The sequence below is a fragment of the Sphingomonas sp. 22176 genome, from assembly GCF_052045505.1.
In the GTDB taxonomy this organism is placed as follows: domain Bacteria; phylum Pseudomonadota; class Alphaproteobacteria; order Sphingomonadales; family Sphingomonadaceae; genus Sphingomonas.
In genome coordinates this window covers 1208739-1226682 of sequence record NZ_JBQEPL010000001.1, presented here as the reverse complement: position 1 = coordinate 1226682, position 17944 = coordinate 1208739, and the positions used below count along the sequence as shown (strand labels likewise).

Here is a 17944-nt window from a genome sequence, read left to right as displayed (position 1 = left end):
CCGAATGCATAGGCGGAGCGGCAGAGAACGAGCAAGGAGGGGATGGATATGGTAGCGCGTTTGACCGACGGCTTGCGCGAGGAATCGCTCGCGGCCCTGCCGGCCTGGAACTACGAGCCGGGGCGCGACGCGATCACCCGCCGCTTCCTGTTCGCCGACTTTACCGAGGCTTTTGCGTTCATGACCCGCGTGGCGCTGATCGCCGAGAAGGCGGACCACCATCCCGAGTGGTCGAACGTGTGGAATCGCGTCGACATCCTGCTGACCACGCATGATGCGGGCGGGCTGTCGACAAGGGACCTGCAGTTGGCGGCTGCAATCGACGCACTGGTGAAGGGCTAGCGTGTAGCTTCCGGCTCCTGCGCACCCCTCCCGCTTGCGGAAGGGGGATTAGAAGAAGCGGGAGGACAAAAGCTCACTCCGCATCCGGCCGCTCGTACAGATCCCAGCGATGCTCGCCGGTCACCATATCGGCATAGGGCCGCCCCGCCGCATCCTTGCTCGGCACGTAGCGAAAGCGCTTCTGGATCAGCTTGCAGGTGGTCTCGTCGAGATCGCGATTGCCGCTGCTCCGCGTGACGGTGCAGCTCGAAACCCGACCGTTCACGCCCACCACGAAGCGCAGCCCCACCGTGCCGCTCGCCCCGGCGTTGAGCGCGCCGCGGGGATAATCGGCATCGGTGATTTGTCCGCCGATCCAGCGGAGCGGCACCCCGCCCCCGCCGCCCGACCCGTTGCCGCGCCCGCCGCTGCCGGTGCCGTTCCCATCGCCGCCCGCGCCAGTCCCCGGCCCAGCCACCGGCGCCGCACCGGAAGACGAGTCGCTGGCGGTGGCGGGCTTCGGCGCCGTTACCATGGGCGGCGGCTGGAGCATCACCGGCGGCGGCGGTGCGACCACCTCGGTCGCCCTGGAGACGCGGTTGGGCGGTGCCGAGGCGCCCTCCGCCTTGGGCGCTGCACGCCGCTTGGCCGGTTCGGGCGCAGGAGGCGGCGGAGGCGGCGGCACGTCGAAGCTCACCAGAGTCGCATCCGGATCAGCGCGGAGCACCGTCTGCGCGCGCAATCCGGCGAACAGCAACGCTGCCAGCAGCGCTTCCACCGCGATCGCCGCGGCCGCGCCGCGCGCTCGGGAGCCTCCGGAAATCACCGGATCTGCGCCGATCGTTGCGGGTTCATGCAACCGAAATGTGGCGTGGCACATTGATACGCTTCGAACACGAACCGAAAGATGGGGTCCGAATATGCGTAAGACAATCGCCGCGCTCACCGCCTTTGCCCTGGTTATGCCGGTTGCGATGCCGATTGGCGTAGCCAGCGCCCAGTCGCGCTACGAAGGCAAGTCCAGTTCCAGCCGCGGCTATCGCTATGTGAAGAAGTGCCGCAAGTCGAAGGGCGAAGCCGGCCTGATCGCGGGCGGCGTGGCCGGCGCGGTCGCCGGTCCGGCGATCATCGGCGGCGGCTTGCTCGGCGCTGCGGCCGGCGGTGTCGCCGGCGCGCTCGGCGGCCGCGCGATTGACCGCTCGATGACCGCGAAGAACCGCTGCTACTATGTGAAGGTTCGCCGCTGAGGCACCCACGGGGGCGGGCCCATGCCCGCCCCTTTCCAAATCTTCCTGCATCGGCCAGAAACCGGCCATTCCGCGGCGATCCGAGCCGCGCTCCCAGATGCAGGAACACCGCATATGTCCAGCTATGCCGACCGTCTGACCGCGCTCCGCGCCCAGCTCGCGGCCGAAGCCCTCGACGGCTTCGTCGTGCCGCTCACCGACGAGCACATGTCCGAATATGTCGGCGCCTATGCCCAGCGGCTCGCCTGGCTCACCGGATTCCAAGGTTCGGCCGGCACCGCGGTGGTGCTGCCGCACGAAGCGGCGATCTTCACCGACGGACGCTACACGTTGCAGGTGCGCCAGCAGGTCTCCGCCGACCATTGGGAATATGTCGGGGTGCCTGCGACCAGCGTCGCCGACTGGCTGGGCGCGCATGCCCCCAATGGCGGCCGCATCGGCTATGATCCCTGGCTGCACACCCGCGCCTGGGTGGAGGAAGCGCGCAAGGCGCTGGCCGAGAAGGGCGCGACGCTCGTCCCCGTCACCCGCAACCCGATCGACGCGGTCTGGACCGAGCAGCCAAACCCCTCCGATGCTCCGCTCGCGGTGCTGGACGAGGCGCTGGCCGGCAAGTCCTCGGCCGCCAAGCGCGCCGAGATCGCCGACTGGCTCCAGGCACGCAATGCCGATGCAGTGGTGATCGCCGCGCTCGATTCGATCGCCTGGGCCTTCAACGTGCGCGGCGACGACGTCACCCACACGCCGGTCGCGCTCGCCTATACGGTGATCCATGCCGACGGCACCGCCGACCTGTTCGTCGCGCCGGAGAAGGTGACGGATGCGGTGCGGCAGCATCTCGGCAACGCGGTGCGCATCCAGGACCGCGCGGCGTTCGCACCGGCGCTGGGCGGCTTCGCGGGCAAGCGCGTCGTCGCCGATCCGGGCACGGCAGTGTCGGCGATCTTCGACGGGCTGGAAGCCGGCGGCGCCACCGTGGTCGCGCTGCGCGATTCGGTGATCCTCGCCAAGGCGATCAAGAATCCGGCCGAAGTGGCCGGGCACAAGGCAGCGCAGGCGCGCGATGGCGCGGCGCTCAGCCGCTTCCTGAAGTGGTTCGAGGAAACTGCGCCGCAGGGCGGCCTCACCGAAATGTCAGTCGCCGACAAGCTCCGCGAATTCCGCGAGGCGACGGGCAGGCTGAAGGACCTGTCCTTCGACACTATTTCCGCCACCGGCCCCAACGGGGCGATCCCGCACTACAAGGTTACCGAAGAATCGAGCCTGCCGATCGAGCGCGGCCAGCTGTTCCTGATCGATTCGGGCGGCCAGTATGGCGACGGCACCACCGACGTCACTCGCGTGATGCCGGTGGGCGAGGCTGCCCATGAGATGAAGGACCGCTTCACCCGTGTGCTCAAGGGGCATATCGCGATCGCAACCGCAACATTCCCCGACGGCACCACCGGCGCGCAGATCGACGGCTTCGCGCGGCGGCCGCTCTGGGAAGCAGGTCTCGATTTCGCCCATGGCACCGGCCACGGCGTCGGCGCCTATCTTTCGGTGCACGAGGGCCCGCAGCGCATCGCGCCGCCCTCCTATCCGGGCGGCCAGGCGCTGGAGCCGCTCCGCGCCGGCATGTTCCTCTCGAACGAGCCGGGCTATTACAAGGCGGGCGAATACGGCATTCGGATCGAGAACCTCGTCCATATCGTCGAGCGGACCATCCCTGGCGGCGACAAGCCGATGCTGGCGTTCGAGACGCTCACGTTCGCGCCGATCGAACGCAGCCTGATCCTGCCCGAGCTGCTCAGCCCCGAGGAGCGCGCCTGGCTCGACGCCTATCATGCCGAGGTGCTGGTGATCGTCGGCCCGCAGCTGGAAGGCGCGGAACGGACTTGGCTGGAAGCCAAGTGCGCGCCGATCGGGTGAACTACGGCTGATCCTGGGACCGCCGCCGGAGGCGGTGGTGGAGGATGTCCCGGCCGCAGCGACGCGAGACACATCGGCGGCGCCCCCCCTCTGTCGCGCTGCGCGCGCCACCTCCCCTTGCAGAGGAGGATCGTGTCAGTCCGCTGATTCGGGGGGCGCTTCCGCGCCCTGCCCGGCCCCTTCCGCCTTAGCCTCGCGCGCCTGGGCTTTCCGCCGCCGCAGGTTTTCGCGCAGTTTTTCGGCCAGTCGGGCCTGCTTATCCACATCCTTCATGCGAAAAGCGATAAACCGGCATGATGCGGGTTGACAATCGCGGGTCCCCAAGCAAATAGGCCCCTCCCGCACGGCGCTGGTCGCCGCGGTTGGAAAACAGTGCTGCCGTAGCTCAGTGGTAGAGCGCATCCTTGGTAAGGCTGAGGTCGCGAGTTCAATCCTCGCCGGCAGCACCATTTTCCCCTTCTGACAGAAGAATTTGCCCGTAAGGGCGCGGCGGCGCGTAGCGGCGCGGCTCCATTTCCGACGTCCTGGCAAATGGATTTCCGCCTGCGCGGGAATGACGATCGCTGGTGTTGAGGCGGCCGCTCCCGACCGCCCCTCCACGCTCAACCCCGGCGCAGCCCGTCGATCCGCACGACCGGCACCGTGCCCAGCCCGTTGGGCAGAGTGACGGTCAGCCCCGCCTGCGATTGCCGGAAGGCAACGTCGCCGCCGCCCAGCAGCCGCGCCCGTGCCACCCGGCCCGCACCGAGCCCCAGCGCCTTCACCGTCACCGGCGCGCTCGGCGCCTTGAGGAAGAACAAGTACAGCGTGTCGCCCTTGGTGGTGAAGCGTACGTCCTGCTCGGTGAAGCCCTTGAAGCCGTCCTCGTTCTGCATGCCTGCGGCGAGTTGGGTCGGCCCCTCGCCGTAGCTGCGCCACGGCCGTGTGCCGAACACCGCCTCGCCGTTCACCGCCATCCAGGCGCCGAGATCGTCGAGGATGCGCTCCTCCTCCGAATCGATCGACCCGTCGCCGCGCTGGGGCACCGAGAGCAGCAGGTTGCCGTTTTTCGAGATCACGTCGGCCAGCCGCTGGAGCACGTCGTTCGCCGACTTGTAGCGCTTTTCGGTGTAGAGGCTGCGCTTGTAGAACCAGTCGCCGAGGCAGGTGTCGGTCTGCCAGGGTTCCTCCCACAATTTGTCGGCAAAGCCGCGCTCGACATCCTGGACCAGTCCGAAGCGAGCATAGGGCTTGAGCTGCTTGGCGTTGAGCACCACGTCGATCTTGCCGCTCTTCGCGATCGAGCGGTTGTAGTAATCGGCCGCCGCGGCCAGCCCGACGGGGCCGAAGGGCAGTTCGTAATCGTCGAAATAGCAGAGATCGGGCTGGTATTTGGTGACGAGGTCGACCTGCCGCTGCAGCCAGCGCGTCGCATAGGCCGCATCGCCGGCGGGGCCATGCTCGACCCACTGGCCGTCATGGTCCTCGTGCCACTTGCCCATCGCCTTCATCGTGTCGATGCCGTCGGGGGCGACGATGTGCTTGCCGGTATAGAGCAGCTGCGGGTCCAGCCCCTCCCACCATTTGCCTGCGCCGTCGGCCTTGGTCAGGCGAAAGGCATCGTAGCGCTCGCCCTTGCGCGGGCCCTCGGGATCATAGCCATAGGCTGTCTGGAACCAGTGCCAGGCATGCGCCGCATGGTTGGAGACGCCGAAGCGCAGCCCGTGCGCCCGAGCGACCTTCTCCCAGGTGCCGACCACATCGCGCTTGGGACCGACACGGAGGCTGTTCCAGCCGTGATGCGCGCTGTCGTAACAATCTAGATTGTCGTGATGGCAGGCGAGCGACACGAAATATTTCGCGCCTGCCTTCACATAGCGCCGCATCAGCGCTTCGGGATCCCAGCGCTCGGCGGTCCAGCGGTTCTGGACCTCCATGAACCCGGCATCAGCGGGGTGGCCATAGGTCTTGCGATGGAAGTCCGAGGCCGGGTGGCCCTGAATGTACATGTGGCGGCCATACCAGTCGCCTTGCTCGGGCACCGATTGCGGGCCCCAGTGCGACCAGATCCCGAACTTCGCATCGCGAAACCAGTCCGGGTAGCGATAGTTCGCCACCAGCGACGGCCAGGTCGCCTGTACCGGCCCCTGCGCCGTCACCTGCGCCCGCGCCACCGCCGGCAGGGCCGCGAGCCCCGCCAATACCCCGCGACGCCGCCACCCTGATCCGATCATTGCTACCTCCGCTGAGCCACCACAGTACCACCTTGATACCGCACTTCAGCGTCAAAGCTATTGTCATCGGTCACCGGCTTGCCGGCGCTGACCCATTTCACCCGGAAGCTGCGCGTGGCGGGCATGCCGGCCCAGCCCTTGCCTTCGCGTGCGCCGATCGTCAGCGTGCCGGCCTTGTCGTCCCAGGTCAGCGGGATGCGGCTGAACGCGCCCGCCTTGTACTGTTCGCTGCGGCCGTCATCCTCGTAGAGCGAGAAGGCTCCGTTGGCGCCGGTATAGACGGTGATCGTCAGCGGTGCGTCCGGCTGCTGGTCGACATATTGGGTCACCGGCCCCATCGGCACGATCGCGCCGGCACGGACGAACAGCGGCATCCGCTCGGCGGGCGCCGCGATGCCGGCGATGGTACCGCCGCGATAGATCTTGGCCGTGGCGAAGTCGTACCAGGTGCCGGTGCCGGGGAAGTAGACCGTGCGGCTGCGCGCCTTGTACGCGGTCACCGGCGCGACCAGGAAGGCGTCGCCAAACAGATACTGGTCGTCGATCCGCCGCGCCCGGGTGTCGGCCGGATAGTCCATCACCATGCCCCGCATGATGCTGCCGTCCTTCCAATAGGCGTCGGCACCCAGCGTGTAGATAAAGGGCATAAGCCGGTAGCGGAGCTGGTCGTACCAGACCATCGACGCGCGCATCGACGAGCCTTCGGGCGAAATCTCGTAGATCTCGCGGAACGGCGCCTCGCCATGGCTGCGGAACAGCGGGCTGAACGCGCCGAACTGGAACCAGCGCAGGTTGAGCTCGCGCCATTCGGCCAGGTCTTCCGGCGTCGGGTTCTTCGCCTCGTAGCGCGGCTCCACCGCGAAGCCGCCGATGTCGTGCGTCCAGTTGGGCAGCCCCGACATCGCCGTGTTCACCCCTGCGGAAATCTGCGCACGCAGATCATACCAGCGGGTCCCGACGTCGCCCGACCAGACCGCGGCGCCATAGCGCTGCAGCCCGCCAAAGCCCGATCGGGTGAGCAGGAACGGCCGCACATCGGGCTTGAAGCCCTGCCAGCCTTCGAAAAATGCGCGCGCGTTCATCAGCGGATAGCTGTTGAAATATTGCGCGGCCGGGCCGATCGCGGTCGGGCCCATGGTGTCGATCCGCTCCTCGATCGAGAGGTTGGAGTGCATGTCCGGCTCGCTGGCATCCGCCCACCAGGCATCGGTGCCGAGTACGCCCAGCTTTTCCTGCACCTGTTTCCAGAAGATCCGCCGTCCTTCCGCCGAATAGGGATCGTAGAAGGTGTTGGCATAGCCAGGGCCGACCCAGTCCTTGTTCCCCTGGCGCAGATTGCCCTGATAGGCCGCGCCCGCTGCGGCGAGTTCCTTGTAATTCTCGGTCGTCGGATAGAATTTCGGCCAGACCGAGATCATGAACTGCGCATGCTGGGCATGCACCTTGTCGATCATCGCCTTGGGATTCGGGAAGCGCGTCGGATCGAAGGCATGGCTGCCCCAATCGTCGTCGCGCCAATAGCGCCAGTCGAGCACGACATTGTCGACCGAGATGTTCAGCGAACGATATTTGTCGATCACCCCGGTCACTTCGTCGGCGGTGTTGTAGCGCTGGCGCGACTGCCAGAAGCCGTAGACCCATTTCGGCATCATCTCGGCCTTGCCGGTGAGCTGGCGATAGCCGGCGATCGCGCCGTCCATCGTATCGGCGGGGACGAACCAGTAATTCTTCGCCTGACCCACTTCGCTGGTGAACCACACCGAATGGCGGTCCTGGGCGGGGAGCGGATCATTGTGGAGCAGCGCCATATAGCCGGCATTGGGCTCCCATTCGATGCGGATGCGGACCGGCTTGCCCTTGGTCATCGGCAGGTCGAAATTGGCGTACCAGGGGTTCCAGTTCTGGCGCCAGCGATCCAGCAACAGCTTTCCGTCGGCATAGACCTTGTAATAGCTCGAACCGTAGAGCTGGAACTTGTGGGTGCCGGTTACCTCGGGCTGGACGTCGCCGGTCCACACCACGGTCTGCTTCTGCACCGCGTTGCCGGCGGTGTTCTGCCCGCCCGTCGCCGCCACCGTCTGCGCCTTGGCCGCCTCGGGCCAGTTCTTCTGGTCCTTGATATACTGGTAGTCGATCGTCGCTTCCTGGCGGGTGACCGCCGGCTTGCCGTCGAGGAAATATTCGGCCTTCCAGCCGGGCTTGCCGTCGCTGGTGACCTTCATCCCCTCGCCGACCAGCGTGTAGGGCGCAGGGTTCCCGAAGCGGGTGATGCTCGCATTGTCCCAGAGCAGCCCATAGCTGCGCGTCGAGACCAGGAACGGCACGCCGATATCCATATTGTGCTGGGCGAGTTCGACGTCCTCGCCATTATAGTTCATCTGCGCATTCTGGTGCTGGCCGAGGCCGTACAGCCCCTCGTCGCTGCTGCGGTTGAACTGCTGGCTGACCGAGACGAAGCGCTTCCCCTCCACCGTCACCGGCCGAAACGCGGTCTGGCCGGATTCGGCGAGCAGCTCGCGGCCCTTGGCATCGGTGAAGCGCACCCGGCCGGTGGCGATCTCAATATCGGCGGTGGCGCGCTTGGCCTTGACCAGCACATGGCCGTTCGCGCTGCTGACCTCGAACGCGCCGGGCGCGGGCGGGTTGGGCGCCATCAGGCTGGGGGCCAGCGTACCGGTGTCGACGCCCAAGGGCAGCGCCACGACATGGAAGATGCCGTCGCCGTGCACCGTGACTTCCATCGTGGCAGCAGCACCGCCGGTGGGGGTGACGACCACGCCGCCATCGCTGCGGGTGTAGCCATTTTCCTGCGCCGCCTGCGCCACGCCGATTGCGCTGCCCGCCAGCAGCGCCGCCATCCACACCCGCTTCATGCCCGTCTCTCCCTTATCGCGTTGGCGCCTGGCCGATGCGCGGGGAGTGCCATCGCCCCCCGGCAGCGTCCACCCGCCCATGGTCGTAGAGTCCGCCGCGCGCCTGCCGAAGGTCCGGTTGCGCGCGGCCGATGATTCTGCAACCACAGGGTAGCGCTACCAGAATCAGAAGCAAATCACCGTGAAGCCTCAAGTTTCGGTCGCGGTGGATGGATGCAGAAGAGAGGATTGCCGTGTTCGAAGACCTGACGCGCCGCACGATGCTAACCGGCATGGCCGCCACCGCAACGTTCGCCGCGCTGCCCGCCCATGCTGCAGGCGAAGACGAGGTGCTGCCGCTCTGGCCCGGTTCGCCCCCGGGCGCGCCCAGCCCGCTGCCCAAGCCGAGCACGGAAGAGCGCTCCAAGAACCCCGACGCGCCCGATCGCTGGCTGCGCGGGATCGACCGCCCTTCGCTCACCGTGCGTCGCGCGGCGAACCCCAACGGCACCGCGGTGATGCTGATGCCCGGCGGCGGCTATGGCTTCCTGGCGCTCGACAATGAGGGCGAGGAGCAGGCGCGCTGGCTCAACGCGCAGGGCATCACCGCCTTTATCCTGCGCTACCGCATCCCCACCGACGGCTGGGCCAACCGCGCGATCGTGCCGCTGGCCGACGCCCAGCGCGGGCTGCGGCTGATCCGCGCCTCGGCCAAGCGCTACGGCGTCGATCCGGCGAAGCTGCTGGTGATCGGCTTCTCCGCCGGTGGCCACCTCGCCGGCAGCCTGGCGACCCGCCATGCCGAACGCGTCTACACCCCCGTCGACGCCGCCGACCAGCTTTCCGCCCGCCCGGACCTCGCCGGGCTGATCTACCCGGTGGTGAGCATGGCCGCGCCCTTCACCCATATCGGCTCGCGTGACCAGCTGTTCGGCACCGGCGCCGATCCCAAGGCGCTCGACGCTGCCTCGGTGGAGAAGCGCGTCACCGCCGACACCCCGCCGATCTTCCTCACCCATGCCAGCGACGACGGGCTGGTGCCGATCGAGAACAGCATCGCGCTCTACCAGGCGATGCTCGCGGCCAAGCGCCCGGGCGAACTGCATGCGTTCGACCAGGGCGGGCACGGCTTCGGCGTGCGCCTGCCCAAGACGGTGCCGGCCTCTGCCTGGCCCACGCTGTTCGCGGCCTATGCGCGGCGGCTCGAATTGCTGGCCGGCTGAGCGCAACAATCCGTGCGCCGAAGCGTCTTTTCGTTACAAATCAACGAGGAGGCGCTGCATGGACCCGAGAACCGAACCCGTAGAGAAGCGCGCCCGCAAGGGGCTCGGCGCCGTCGCGCTGATCATATTGGCGATCATTGCGACGGTGTTTGTCGGCTACAACATCTACTACGCCGTGACGCCGGGCTGACGCTCGCCGCCTCAGACCTCCATCGTACGGGCGCGGCGGCGGCGGACCGGGCTGGCGACCGAGAGGCTGGGCACCATCGGCGCCTCGCCCCGATCGAACCAGCCGAGCGCCGAGGAGATCGCCGTTGCCGTGCTCCGCAGCAGCGCCAGCGCCTCTTCCTGCGAGACATGCGGGGCATCGTCGATCGCGGCGAGGAACGGAATGGTCAGCGCCGCGACGACATGGCCGTCGAAGCCGAAGATCGGGCAGCTCATGTCCGACACCCCCGCCATCCGCGCGCTGGGGATCGATTCATAGCCCTTGGCGCGAACCTCGGCGAGCCGATCCAGCAGCCCCTTGGGCAGCCCCTTCGGATACAGCGCCGCGCGTCGCTCCTCGTCCATCGCCGACAGCAGCACATGGCCCGAACAGCTGGTCAGCAGGTCGATCTCGGTGCCGAGCCGCACCGCGAAGCCGGTCTGGCCCGGGCTCTCCTGCCGGGCGACGATCAGCCCGCGCGTGCCGTTGACCACCACCAGATGGCAGGACTGCACCGTCGCCGCCGCCAGGCTGTGCATCAGCGGCGTGGCGACATGGGTGAGTTCCTGCGCGGGCGTTGCCCGGTGGGCGATTTCCAGCACGCGGTAGGTCACCCGGTAGCGATCGCTGGCGCCGTCCTTGTGCAGCCAGCCGCGCCGATCGAGCACCACGATGATGCGGAACAGCTCGCTGATCGATCGCCCCAGCCGCTGCGCAATCTCGCTGATCGTCAGCCCCTGCGGCTCGCTGCCGAGCAGCTCGATCACGTCGATCGCCTTCTCCAGCGCAGGCGCGGCATAGGCGGGCGATTTGTCGGCCGCAGCGGTTGGTGCATTCTCGGTCATGGCGATCAGGCTAGCCAATGCGACGAGCGGTGTCATGCCACTTGCGAACAATCGCGGCTTGCGCCTAAGAATGTGAAAGTCATTTTGACCTGTGAAAACGTTCTGAAGGAGTTGGGGAGGCGATGCGTTTCGGCAACAAGACCGCGCTGGTGACCGCGGCTGGGCACGGCATCGGCCGCGCGACGGCGCTGCGGCTGCGCGATGAGGGCGCCAAGGTGTTCGCGCTCGACCGCGACGGCGCCGCGCTCGCGACGCTCGACGGTGTCGAGCCGGTGGTGCTCGACCTGCTGGACGCCGACGCGATCGCCGCGCTTCCCGAGACGATCGGCCAGGTCGATGTGCTCGCCAACATCGCCGGCTTCGTGGCGGCAGGCTCGATCCTCGACGGCACCGATGCCGACTGGATGCTGTCCTTCGACCTCAACGTCCATGCGATGCACCGCATGATCCGCGCCTTCCTGCCGGGCATGCTGGCGAAGGGCGGCGGCGCGATCGTCAACATGTCGTCGATCGCCTCCAGCGTGAAGGGCATCCCCAATCGCCACGCCTATGGCGCATCCAAGGCGGCCGTCATTGGTCTGACCAAGTCGGTCGCCGCCGATTTCGTCGCCAAGGGAATCCGCTGCAACGCGGTGTGCCCCGGCACGGTGGACACCCCGAGCCTCCGCCAGCGGGTCGCCGAACAGGCTGCACAGCAGGGCATCAGCGTCGAGGAAGCGCATGCCGCCTTCGTCGCACGCCAGCCGATGGGCCGGCTCGGCCAGGAAGACGAGATTGCCGCGCTGATCTGCTATCTCGCCAGCGACGAGGCCAGCTTCACCACCGGCGCGGTGCATGTGATCGACGGCGGGTGGGTGAACTGATGACGATGAACGCCCGCATCACCGGCCTGCGCACGGTCGACCTGCGCTTCCCGACCAGCGCCTCGCTCGACGGCTCGGACGCGATGAACCCGGACCCCGATTATTCGGCGGCCTATGTCATCCTCGAAACCGACGTGCCCGACCTCGAAGGCCATGGCCTCACCTTCACCATCGGTCGCGGCAACGACATCTGCGTCGCCGCGATCGAGGCGATGCGCCACCTGGTGATCGGCCTCGACCTCGCCTGGATCGCCGAAGAGCCCGCGCGCATGTGGCGGCACCTCACCGGCGACAGCCAGCTGCGCTGGATCGGTCCGGACAAGGGCGCGATGCACCTCGCCACCGGCGCGGTGGTCAACGCGATCTGGGACCTCTGGGCCAAGGCCGAGGGCAAGCCGGTGTGGAAGCTCGTCGCCGACATGACGCCCGAGCAGCTCGTTCGCGCGATCGACTTCCGCTACCTCACCGATGCGATCACGCCCGAGCAGGCGCTCGCCCTGCTCACCGAGCGCGCCGCCGGCAAGGCCGACCGCGTCGCCACGCTCGAGGCGAACGGCTATCCCTGCTACACCACGTCGGCCGGTTGGTTGGGCTATCCCGACGAGAAACTGCGCCGCCTCGCGCAGGAAGCGGTCGATGCCGGCTTCCACCATATCAAGCTCAAGGTGGGCCGCGACCTGGAGGACGATATCCGCCGCGTCCGCATCGCCCGCGAGGTGCTCGGCCCCGATCGCAAGCTGATGATCGACGCCAACCAGGTATGGGAAGTCGGCCAGGCGATCGAATGGGTCAACGCGCTTGCCTTCGCCAAGCCCTGGTTCATCGAGGAGCCGACCAGCCCCGACGACGTGCTCGGCCACAAGGCGATCCGCGACGGGATCGGCCAGGTCCAGGTTGCGACCGGCGAGATGTGCCAGAACCGCATCCTGTTCAAACAGTTCATGGCGGTGGGTGCGGTCGACGTGATCCAGCTCGACGCCTGCCGCATCGGCGGGGTGAACGAGGCCCTCGCGGTGCTGCTGCTCGCCGCGCGCTACAACCTGCCGGTGTGTCCGCACGCCGGCGGCGTGGGGCTGTGCGAATACGTCCAGCACTTGTCGATGATCGACTATCTGTGCTTTGCCGGCACCATGGACGGCAGGGTCATCGAATATGTGGATCATCTCCATGAACATTTCCTGGAGCCCTGCGTGATCAAGGACGCGGCGTACATGCCGCCGCAGCAGCCCGGCTATTCGATCCAGATGAAGCCCGAGACGCTCGTCCATTATCGGTTCGGCGCATGAACCTGGGGCTGGCCGGCAAGGTCGTGATCGTCACCGGCGGTTCGTCGGGGATCGGCGCGGCCATTGCCGCCGGGCTGGCGCGCGAAGGCGCCCGGCCCGCCATCATCTCGCGCGAGCCGCCGCGGCCGGATCTGGTCGCGCAACTGGGCGAGGACTGGCTGTTCCACCCCTGCGAGCTGGCCGAGGACGACGCGGTGGTCGCCGCGGTCGACGCTGTGGCGGCGCGCTTCGGGCGCATCGACGGGCTGGTCAACAATGCCGGGCTCAACGACAATCTCGGCTTCGAGGCGACCCCGGCGCAGTTCCGCGCCTCGCTCGACATCAACCTCGTCCATTATTTCGGCATGGCCCGCGCCGCGCTTCCGCACCTCAAGGCGGCGCAGGGGGCGATCGTCAATATCGGCTCGAAGACCTCGATCACCGGCCAGGGCCATACCAGCGCCTATGCCGCCGCCAAGGGCGCGGTGCTGGCGCTGACCCGCGAATGGGCGGTGGCGCTGCGCGGGGACGGCATCCGCGTGAACGCGATCGTACCGGCCGAGGTCGAGACCCCCGCCTATGCCGAGTGGCTGAAGAGCTTCGACGATCCCGCCGCGCGGCGCGAGGAAATCGAGCGCCGGGTGCCGTTCGGCCACCGCTTCACCACCCCGGAAGAGATCGCCGACACCGCGCTGTTCCTGCTTTCCGAGCGGGCCAGCCACACCACCGGCCAGTGGCTGTTCGTCGACGGCGGCTACACGCATCTGGACCGCGCCATCGAATGACCCCAACAGGGGCGTCGCACCAAGGAGAGGACACATGGCCAGCAAGGCCGGACGCTACACCCCCGCCATCATCCTGACGGTCTCGCTGTTCTTCCTTTGGGGAATGGCGAACAACCTCAACGACATCCTAATCGCGCATTTCCGCCGCGCGTTCACGCTGAGCGATTTCGAGACCAGCTTCGTCCAGCAGGCCTTCTACATGGGCTATTTCCTGCTCGCGACGCCTGCGGCGATGCTCGCGCGGCGGCGGGGTTACAAGGCGGCGATCGTCACCGGCCTGACGCTGTACGCGATCGGCGCGCTGCTCTTCTATCCGGCGACGCATTTCGGCGAGTATCGCTGGTTCCTCGCAGCGCTGTTCGTGATCGCCTGCGGCCTCGCGTTCCTGGAGACCTCGGCCAGCCCGCTGATCGCCGAGCTGGGCAGTCCCGAAGGCGCCGCGCGCCGGCTAAACTTCGCCCAGGCGGCCAACCCGCTGGGGACGATCTTCGGCGTGCTCGTCGGAAAATACTTCATCCTCTCCAGCTTCGCGCAGGACGACAAGGCGCTCGCCGCGATGTCCGCCGCCGAGCGGACCGCGACGCTGCGCGGCGAACTCGCCTCGGTGCAGACGCCCTATCTGGTGATCGGCCTCGTCGTCCTCGCCTTCGCGATCGCCGCCGCGCTGATCGCCTTCCCGGACAACCGCAAGGATGGTGACGCGCCCGCAGTGCCGACGGGCAAGGCGCTCGGCACCGTGCTGCGCGACCGGACGCTGCTGTTCGCGGTGGTGGCGCAGTTCTTCTATGTCGGAGCGCAGGTAGGGCTGTGGAGCTACACGATCCGCTATGCGCAGGTGAACCTGCCCGGCCTCACCGAGCAGGGCGCCGCCGACTATCTGTTCGCCAGCCTGGTGCTGTTCGGCGTGGGCCGCTTCGTGGGTGCGGCGATGCTCGGCAAGGTCTCGGCGCCGCAGCTGCTGGTGGTGTTTTCGGGGCTATCGGCAGTGCTGGCGGCGGTGGCGGTGTTCGTCGGCGGCACGACTGGGCTCTACGCGCTGGTCGCGGCGAGCTTCTTCATGTCGATCCAGTTCCCGACGATCTTCGCGATCGGCATTGGCGGGCTCGGCGCGCTCAAGCAGATCGGCGCCTCGCTGATCGTGATGGCGATCATCGGCGGCGCGGTGCTGACCGCAGCGATGGGGCATGTGTCCGATCTGGCGGGGATCAACCTGGCGCTGCTGGTGCCGGCGGTGGCGTTCCTGGTCGTGCTCGCCTTCGGGGTGCGCGCGACGGGGACGGCGGGGGATGTGGAGATGGCTCCGGCCGGGCATTGATACCCTTAGTAGCCCCTCCCCTTCAGGGGAGGGGTTGGGGTGGGGCTGTGTCTCACCGAGACCAACGGACGTCTGGAATCCCCCCACCCCCAAGCCCCTCCTCCGAGGAGGAGGGGCTTAAGAAGAAGATCAGCCGACCAGCACCACGTGCAAAAACCTCGGCCCATGGGCGCCGCGGACATAGGTGCCTTCGATGTCGGTCGTGCCGCTGACGCCCGTTACCCAGTAGTGCGCGCGCGGCACCGCGCCGCCGGCGGCGGCGTCCTCCAGCCAGCGGACCAGCGCGCCGACTTCCAGCACGACGATGTGCCGCAGCGCCAGGAAGTTGGGCAGCATCGGCGCTTCCGGCGAGGTCTCGAATACCAGCGAGCCCGTCTCCGCCACCCCGGCGCGCGCGAACGCCAGCACCGCGCCGTCGTCGATCGGGCATTCCGCCAGCCGGGTCAGCCCAGCCCAGTCGAGCCCCGCCACCCGCGCATCGGGCGGCAGCCAAAGCGCCGGTTCCGCGCCCTCGACGGCGAGATAGCCCGCGACCGCGCCCGGCAATTCCGCCAGCGACCCGATCTGTGCATGCGTCGCCGCCACGCTCGGCAGGGCGAGCTGCGCCAGGAAGCGCGCGACCAGATCGTCCGGTCCCGCCGGCCGCTCGCGCTCCTCGCCCGCGAGCAGGCAGGCCGCCTCGGCCGCCAACACCGCCGGGTCGCGCGCGGGCCCCAGCCGCGCCAGGATCGCGTCGCGCGCGCTCATCGTTCGCCCCTCCGATAGCGGTCCATGAAGCTCTCCGCCGCCGGTGCGGGGAAGTCGCGCCCGCCGGTCCAGCCGCCGGCCAGCGGCAGCTTCGATATCCAGCCGCGCCCGATCAGCCGCATCGTCCGGATCGCCCAGCGCACCCCCACCCGGTACAGCCAGGCCCGCCGCGCCGCCCAAGCCCAGAGCCCCAGCCCCTGGCGCAGGGTCACCGGCTCCAGCCCCTCGCGCCAGCTCTTCTCGCGCCAGCCGCGCAGCAGCGTCGGCAAGGGGATCGCGACCGGGCACACCTCCTGGCACTTGCCGTTCATCGTACACGCATTGGGCAGGTCTCGGCTCCCCGCGAGCCCGTCGAGCGCCGGGGTCAGCACCGATCCCATTGGCCCCGGATAGGTGCCGCCATAGGCATGGCCGCCGATCTGGCGGAACACCACGCAGTGGTTCATGCACGCACCGCAGCGGATGCAGCGGAGCATCTCCGCCAGCCCCTCGTCGCGCATCGCGCTGCGGCCATTGTCGACCAGCACGATGTGCATCTCCTCGGGCCCGTCACGGTCCCCTGCCCGCTTCGGCCCGGCATAGAAGGTGGTGTACTGCGTCAGCGCCGCGCCGGTCGCCGAGCGGGCGAGCAGCCGCAGCAGATGCACGGCATGGTCCATCGAGGGGACCAGTTTCTCGATCCCCGCGGTCACGATATGGACGCGCGGCGGCACCAGCGAGAGTTCGGCATTGCCCTCGTTGGTGACGGTGCAGATTTGCCCCGAATCCGCGATCAGGAAATTGGCGCCCGAGATGCCGACATCGGCACCCAGCATCTCGCCGCGCAGCTGCCGCCGGGCGCTCGCCGCCATCGCGGCGATGCTTTCCTCGACATGCGGCTGCCGGTGGCGGGCGTGGAAGAGCTCCGAGACCTGCTCGCGCGTCTTGTGCATCGCCGGCCAGATGATGTGCGAGGGGCGCTCCCCGGCAAGCTGGATGATATGCTCGGCGAGATCGGTCTCGACGCGACCGATTCCCGCCGCCTCCAGCGCGTGCGGCAGGCCGATCTCCTCGCCGAGCATCGACTTGGAGCGGGCGACGCTCTTGGCGCCGGCCTTGCGGCAGATCTCGACGACGATCGCGCAGGCCTCGTCGGCGGTCGCGGCCCAGTGGACCGTCGCCCCCGTTGCGGTCGCCGCCGCCTCGAACTGGACGAGATAGGCACCGAGATTGGCGATCACATGGTCCTTGATCGCCGCCGCCCGTTCACGCGCCGCCGCGAAGCTGGGCCAGGCGCCGATCGCCGCGCCGCGCTTGGCTTCGGCGGTGCCGGCGGTGCGCTCGACCGCGATCTTGAGCTGGCGATCGGCGAGTGCAGCGTCGACCCGCGCATCGAACGCCCGGCTCATTGTGCTTCCCCGATCGCCGGGCCGTCGGCCATACCCGCCAGCACCTCGATGGTGTGGAAGGCGCGCACGTCCGATCCGCGCCGGTGAAGCTTGCCCGCCATGTTCATCAGGCAGCCGAGATCGCCCGCCAGCAGCAGCCCCGCGCCGCTCGCCTCCACCGCTGCCGCCTTCTCGTCGGCGATCGCGTTGGAGATGGCTGGGTATTTCACGCAGAAAGTGCCGCCGAAGCCGCAGCAGGTCTCCTCGCCGGCGAGCGGCACCAGCGCCAGCCCCTCGACTGCGCCGAGCAGTCGCCGCGGCTGGGCCTTGATGCCGAGCTCGCGCAGACCCGAACAGCTATCGTGATAGGCCGCGGTCGCGGGCAGCGCGACGCCCGCCGGCCGCCAGCCGCGCGCGTCCAGCCAAGCGAGGATCTCCCAGGTCTTGCTCGCCACCGCCTCGGCTCGCGCGGCCCATTCGGGATCGTCGGCGAGCAGTTCGGGATAGTGGCAGCGGATCGTGCCGGCGCAGCTGCCCGAGGGGACGACGATCGCCTCGTACCCCTCCAGCATCGCCACGTTGCGTCGGGCGAAGTCGGTAGCGGTCTCACGGTCGCCCGAGTTGAGCGCGGGCTGCCCGCAACAGGTCTGCGCTTGCGGCACCACCACCTCGCACCCGGCATCGGCGAGCGCGCGCAGCGCCGCAAAGCCCACACGGGGCCGCATCGCATCGACCAAGCAGGTGACGAACAGCGCGACGCGGGGCGAAGGGGTCATGCTCAT

At 68.3% G+C, this 17944-nt stretch carries 17 protein-coding genes and 1 tRNA gene; 10 read left to right on the top strand and 8 right to left on the bottom strand.

All coding sequences use genetic code 11. From position 1 onward, the window contains the following. Positions 1–48 precede the first annotated feature (48 nt). Positions 49–342: a 4a-hydroxytetrahydrobiopterin dehydratase gene (locus ACTJKY_RS05770; RefSeq protein WP_354308398.1), complete on the top strand. Its 294-nt coding sequence runs from the start codon at positions 49–51 to the stop codon at positions 340–342. 73 nt (positions 343–415) lie between these two features. Here the strand turns inward: ACTJKY_RS05770 and ACTJKY_RS05765 are convergent, their stop codons facing one another. Then, positions 416–1180, bottom strand: coding sequence for an energy transducer TonB (locus ACTJKY_RS05765; RefSeq protein ID WP_440844779.1), 765 nt, complete (start codon positions 1178–1180; stop codon positions 416–418). 61 nt (positions 1181–1241) lie between these two features. Between ACTJKY_RS05765 and ACTJKY_RS05760 the strand changes: the two genes are divergently transcribed. Then, positions 1242–1568 (top strand): hypothetical protein, encoded by a 327-nt coding sequence (locus tag ACTJKY_RS05760; RefSeq protein ID WP_440844778.1) that lies wholly within the window; start codon positions 1242–1244, stop codon positions 1566–1568. Positions 1569–1682: 114 nt separating this feature from the next. Then, positions 1683–3479, top strand: coding sequence for an aminopeptidase P family protein (locus ACTJKY_RS05755; RefSeq protein WP_440844777.1), 1797 nt, complete (start codon positions 1683–1685; stop codon positions 3477–3479). 135 nt (positions 3480–3614) lie between these two features. Here the strand turns inward: ACTJKY_RS05755 and ACTJKY_RS05750 are convergent, their stop codons facing one another. Further along, positions 3615–3752: a hypothetical protein gene (locus ACTJKY_RS05750; RefSeq protein WP_440844775.1), complete on the bottom strand. Its 138-nt coding sequence runs from the start codon at positions 3750–3752 to the stop codon at positions 3615–3617. Between the two features lie 101 nt (positions 3753–3853). Here ACTJKY_RS05750 and ACTJKY_RS05745 point away from each other — a divergent pair. Beyond that, positions 3854–3928: transfer RNA gene (locus tag ACTJKY_RS05745), tRNA-Thr, on the top strand. 153 nt (positions 3929–4081) lie between these two features. Here ACTJKY_RS05745 and ACTJKY_RS05740 read toward each other — a convergent pair. Together ACTJKY_RS05740 and ACTJKY_RS05735 are read right to left on the bottom strand one after the other, a co-directional pair. Next, positions 4082–5692 (bottom strand): alpha-L-fucosidase, encoded by a 1611-nt coding sequence (locus ACTJKY_RS05740; protein WP_440844773.1) that lies wholly within the window; start codon positions 5690–5692, stop codon positions 4082–4084. 2 nt (positions 5693–5694) lie between these two features. Then, positions 5695–8565, bottom strand: coding sequence for a TIM-barrel domain-containing protein (locus ACTJKY_RS05735; protein WP_440844771.1), 2871 nt, complete (start codon positions 8563–8565; stop codon positions 5695–5697). 272 nt (positions 8566–8837) lie between these two features. On the opposite strand from ACTJKY_RS05735, the gene ACTJKY_RS05730 reads away from it, so the two are divergent. Next, positions 8838–9767 (top strand): alpha/beta hydrolase, encoded by a 930-nt coding sequence (locus tag ACTJKY_RS05730; RefSeq protein ID WP_440845236.1) that lies wholly within the window; start codon positions 8838–8840, stop codon positions 9765–9767. Between the two features lie 58 nt (positions 9768–9825). After that, positions 9826–9957 carry a hypothetical protein gene (locus ACTJKY_RS05725; protein ID WP_354278437.1) on the top strand — a complete coding sequence of 44 codons (132 nt, stop codon included), beginning with the start codon at positions 9826–9828 and terminating at the stop codon, positions 9955–9957. Between the two features lie 11 nt (positions 9958–9968). Here the strand turns inward: ACTJKY_RS05725 and ACTJKY_RS05720 are convergent, their stop codons facing one another. Further along, complete coding sequence (locus ACTJKY_RS05720; RefSeq protein ID WP_440844770.1) at positions 9969–10856, bottom strand: IclR family transcriptional regulator; 888 nt, start codon at positions 10854–10856, stop codon at positions 9969–9971. Positions 10857–10942: 86 nt separating this feature from the next. On the opposite strand from ACTJKY_RS05720, the gene ACTJKY_RS05715 reads away from it, so the two are divergent. The 4 genes from ACTJKY_RS05715 to fucP are packed head-to-tail and all read left to right on the top strand — an operon-like array spanning position 10943 to position 15048. Continuing rightward, positions 10943–11683: an SDR family oxidoreductase gene (locus ACTJKY_RS05715; protein WP_440844769.1), complete on the top strand. Its 741-nt coding sequence runs from the start codon at positions 10943–10945 to the stop codon at positions 11681–11683. Beyond that, positions 11683–12969, top strand: a complete 1287-nt coding sequence (locus ACTJKY_RS05710) for an L-fuconate dehydratase (protein WP_440844768.1) — start codon at positions 11683–11685, stop codon at positions 12967–12969. The genes ACTJKY_RS05715 and ACTJKY_RS05710 overlap by 1 nt, the downstream gene beginning before the upstream one ends. Further along, positions 12966–13733, top strand: coding sequence for an SDR family oxidoreductase (locus tag ACTJKY_RS05705; RefSeq protein ID WP_440844766.1), 768 nt, complete (start codon positions 12966–12968; stop codon positions 13731–13733). The genes ACTJKY_RS05710 and ACTJKY_RS05705 overlap by 4 nt, the downstream gene beginning before the upstream one ends. Positions 13734–13767: 34 nt before the next feature. Next, the gene (fucP, locus tag ACTJKY_RS05700) at positions 13768–15048 is read left to right on the top strand and encodes an L-fucose:H+ symporter permease (protein ID WP_440844764.1); all 1281 of its coding nucleotides are present in this window, start codon (positions 13768–13770) and stop codon (positions 15046–15048) included. 129 nt (positions 15049–15177) lie between these two features. Here the strand turns inward: fucP and ACTJKY_RS05695 are convergent, their stop codons facing one another. From ACTJKY_RS05695 to ACTJKY_RS05685, 3 genes are read right to left on the bottom strand one after another with little or no spacing between them, the layout of a single operon-like run. Continuing rightward, on the bottom strand, positions 15178–15795 hold the full coding sequence (locus ACTJKY_RS05695; protein ID WP_440844762.1) for a LutC/YkgG family protein: 618 nt from the start codon (positions 15793–15795) through the stop codon (positions 15178–15180). Then, a complete protein-coding gene (locus ACTJKY_RS05690) occupies positions 15792–17183 on the bottom strand; it encodes a lactate utilization protein B (protein WP_440844760.1) in 1392 nt (463 codons plus the stop codon). Before ACTJKY_RS05690 ends, ACTJKY_RS05695 begins: the two co-directional genes overlap by 4 nt. After that, complete coding sequence (locus ACTJKY_RS05685; RefSeq protein ID WP_440844759.1) at positions 17180–17944, bottom strand: (Fe-S)-binding protein; 765 nt, start codon at positions 17942–17944, stop codon at positions 17180–17182. The genes ACTJKY_RS05690 and ACTJKY_RS05685 overlap by 4 nt, the downstream gene beginning before the upstream one ends.

Bases quoted from the DNA above. Each gene is read 5' to 3' on its own strand.
- ACTJKY_RS05770 (WP_354308398.1), top strand. From the start codon at position 49: ATGGTAGCGCGTTTGACCGACGGCTTGCGCGAGGAATCGCTCGCGGCC.
- ACTJKY_RS05760 (WP_440844778.1), top strand. From the start codon at position 1,242: ATGCGTAAGACAATCGCCGCGCTCACCGCCTTTGCCCTGGTTATGCCG.
- ACTJKY_RS05755 (WP_440844777.1), top strand. From the start codon at position 1,683: ATGTCCAGCTATGCCGACCGTCTGACCGCGCTCCGCGCCCAGCTCGCG.
- ACTJKY_RS05750 (WP_440844775.1), bottom strand. From the start codon at position 3,752: ATGAAGGATGTGGATAAGCAGGCCCGACTGGCCGAAAAACTGCGCGAA.
- ACTJKY_RS05740 (WP_440844773.1), bottom strand. From the start codon at position 5,692: ATGATCGGATCAGGGTGGCGGCGTCGCGGGGTATTGGCGGGGCTCGCG.
- ACTJKY_RS05735 (WP_440844771.1), bottom strand. From the start codon at position 8,565: ATGAAGCGGGTGTGGATGGCGGCGCTGCTGGCGGGCAGCGCAATCGGC.
- ACTJKY_RS05730 (WP_440845236.1), top strand. From the start codon at position 8,838: ATGGCCGCCACCGCAACGTTCGCCGCGCTGCCCGCCCATGCTGCAGGC.
- ACTJKY_RS05725 (WP_354278437.1), top strand. From the start codon at position 9,826: ATGGACCCGAGAACCGAACCCGTAGAGAAGCGCGCCCGCAAGGGGCTC.
- ACTJKY_RS05720 (WP_440844770.1), bottom strand. From the start codon at position 10,856: ATGACACCGCTCGTCGCATTGGCTAGCCTGATCGCCATGACCGAGAAT.
- ACTJKY_RS05715 (WP_440844769.1), top strand. From the start codon at position 10,943: ATGCGTTTCGGCAACAAGACCGCGCTGGTGACCGCGGCTGGGCACGGC.
- ACTJKY_RS05710 (WP_440844768.1), top strand. From the start codon at position 11,683: ATGACGATGAACGCCCGCATCACCGGCCTGCGCACGGTCGACCTGCGC.
- ACTJKY_RS05705 (WP_440844766.1), top strand. From the start codon at position 12,966: ATGAACCTGGGGCTGGCCGGCAAGGTCGTGATCGTCACCGGCGGTTCG.
- fucP (WP_440844764.1), top strand. From the start codon at position 13,768: ATGGCCAGCAAGGCCGGACGCTACACCCCCGCCATCATCCTGACGGTC.
- ACTJKY_RS05695 (WP_440844762.1), bottom strand. From the start codon at position 15,795: ATGAGCGCGCGCGACGCGATCCTGGCGCGGCTGGGGCCCGCGCGCGAC.
- ACTJKY_RS05690 (WP_440844760.1), bottom strand. From the start codon at position 17,183: ATGAGCCGGGCGTTCGATGCGCGGGTCGACGCTGCACTCGCCGATCGC.
- ACTJKY_RS05685 (WP_440844759.1), bottom strand. From the start codon at position 17,944: ATGAGCATGACCCCTTCGCCCCGCGTCGCGCTGTTCGTCACCTGCTTG.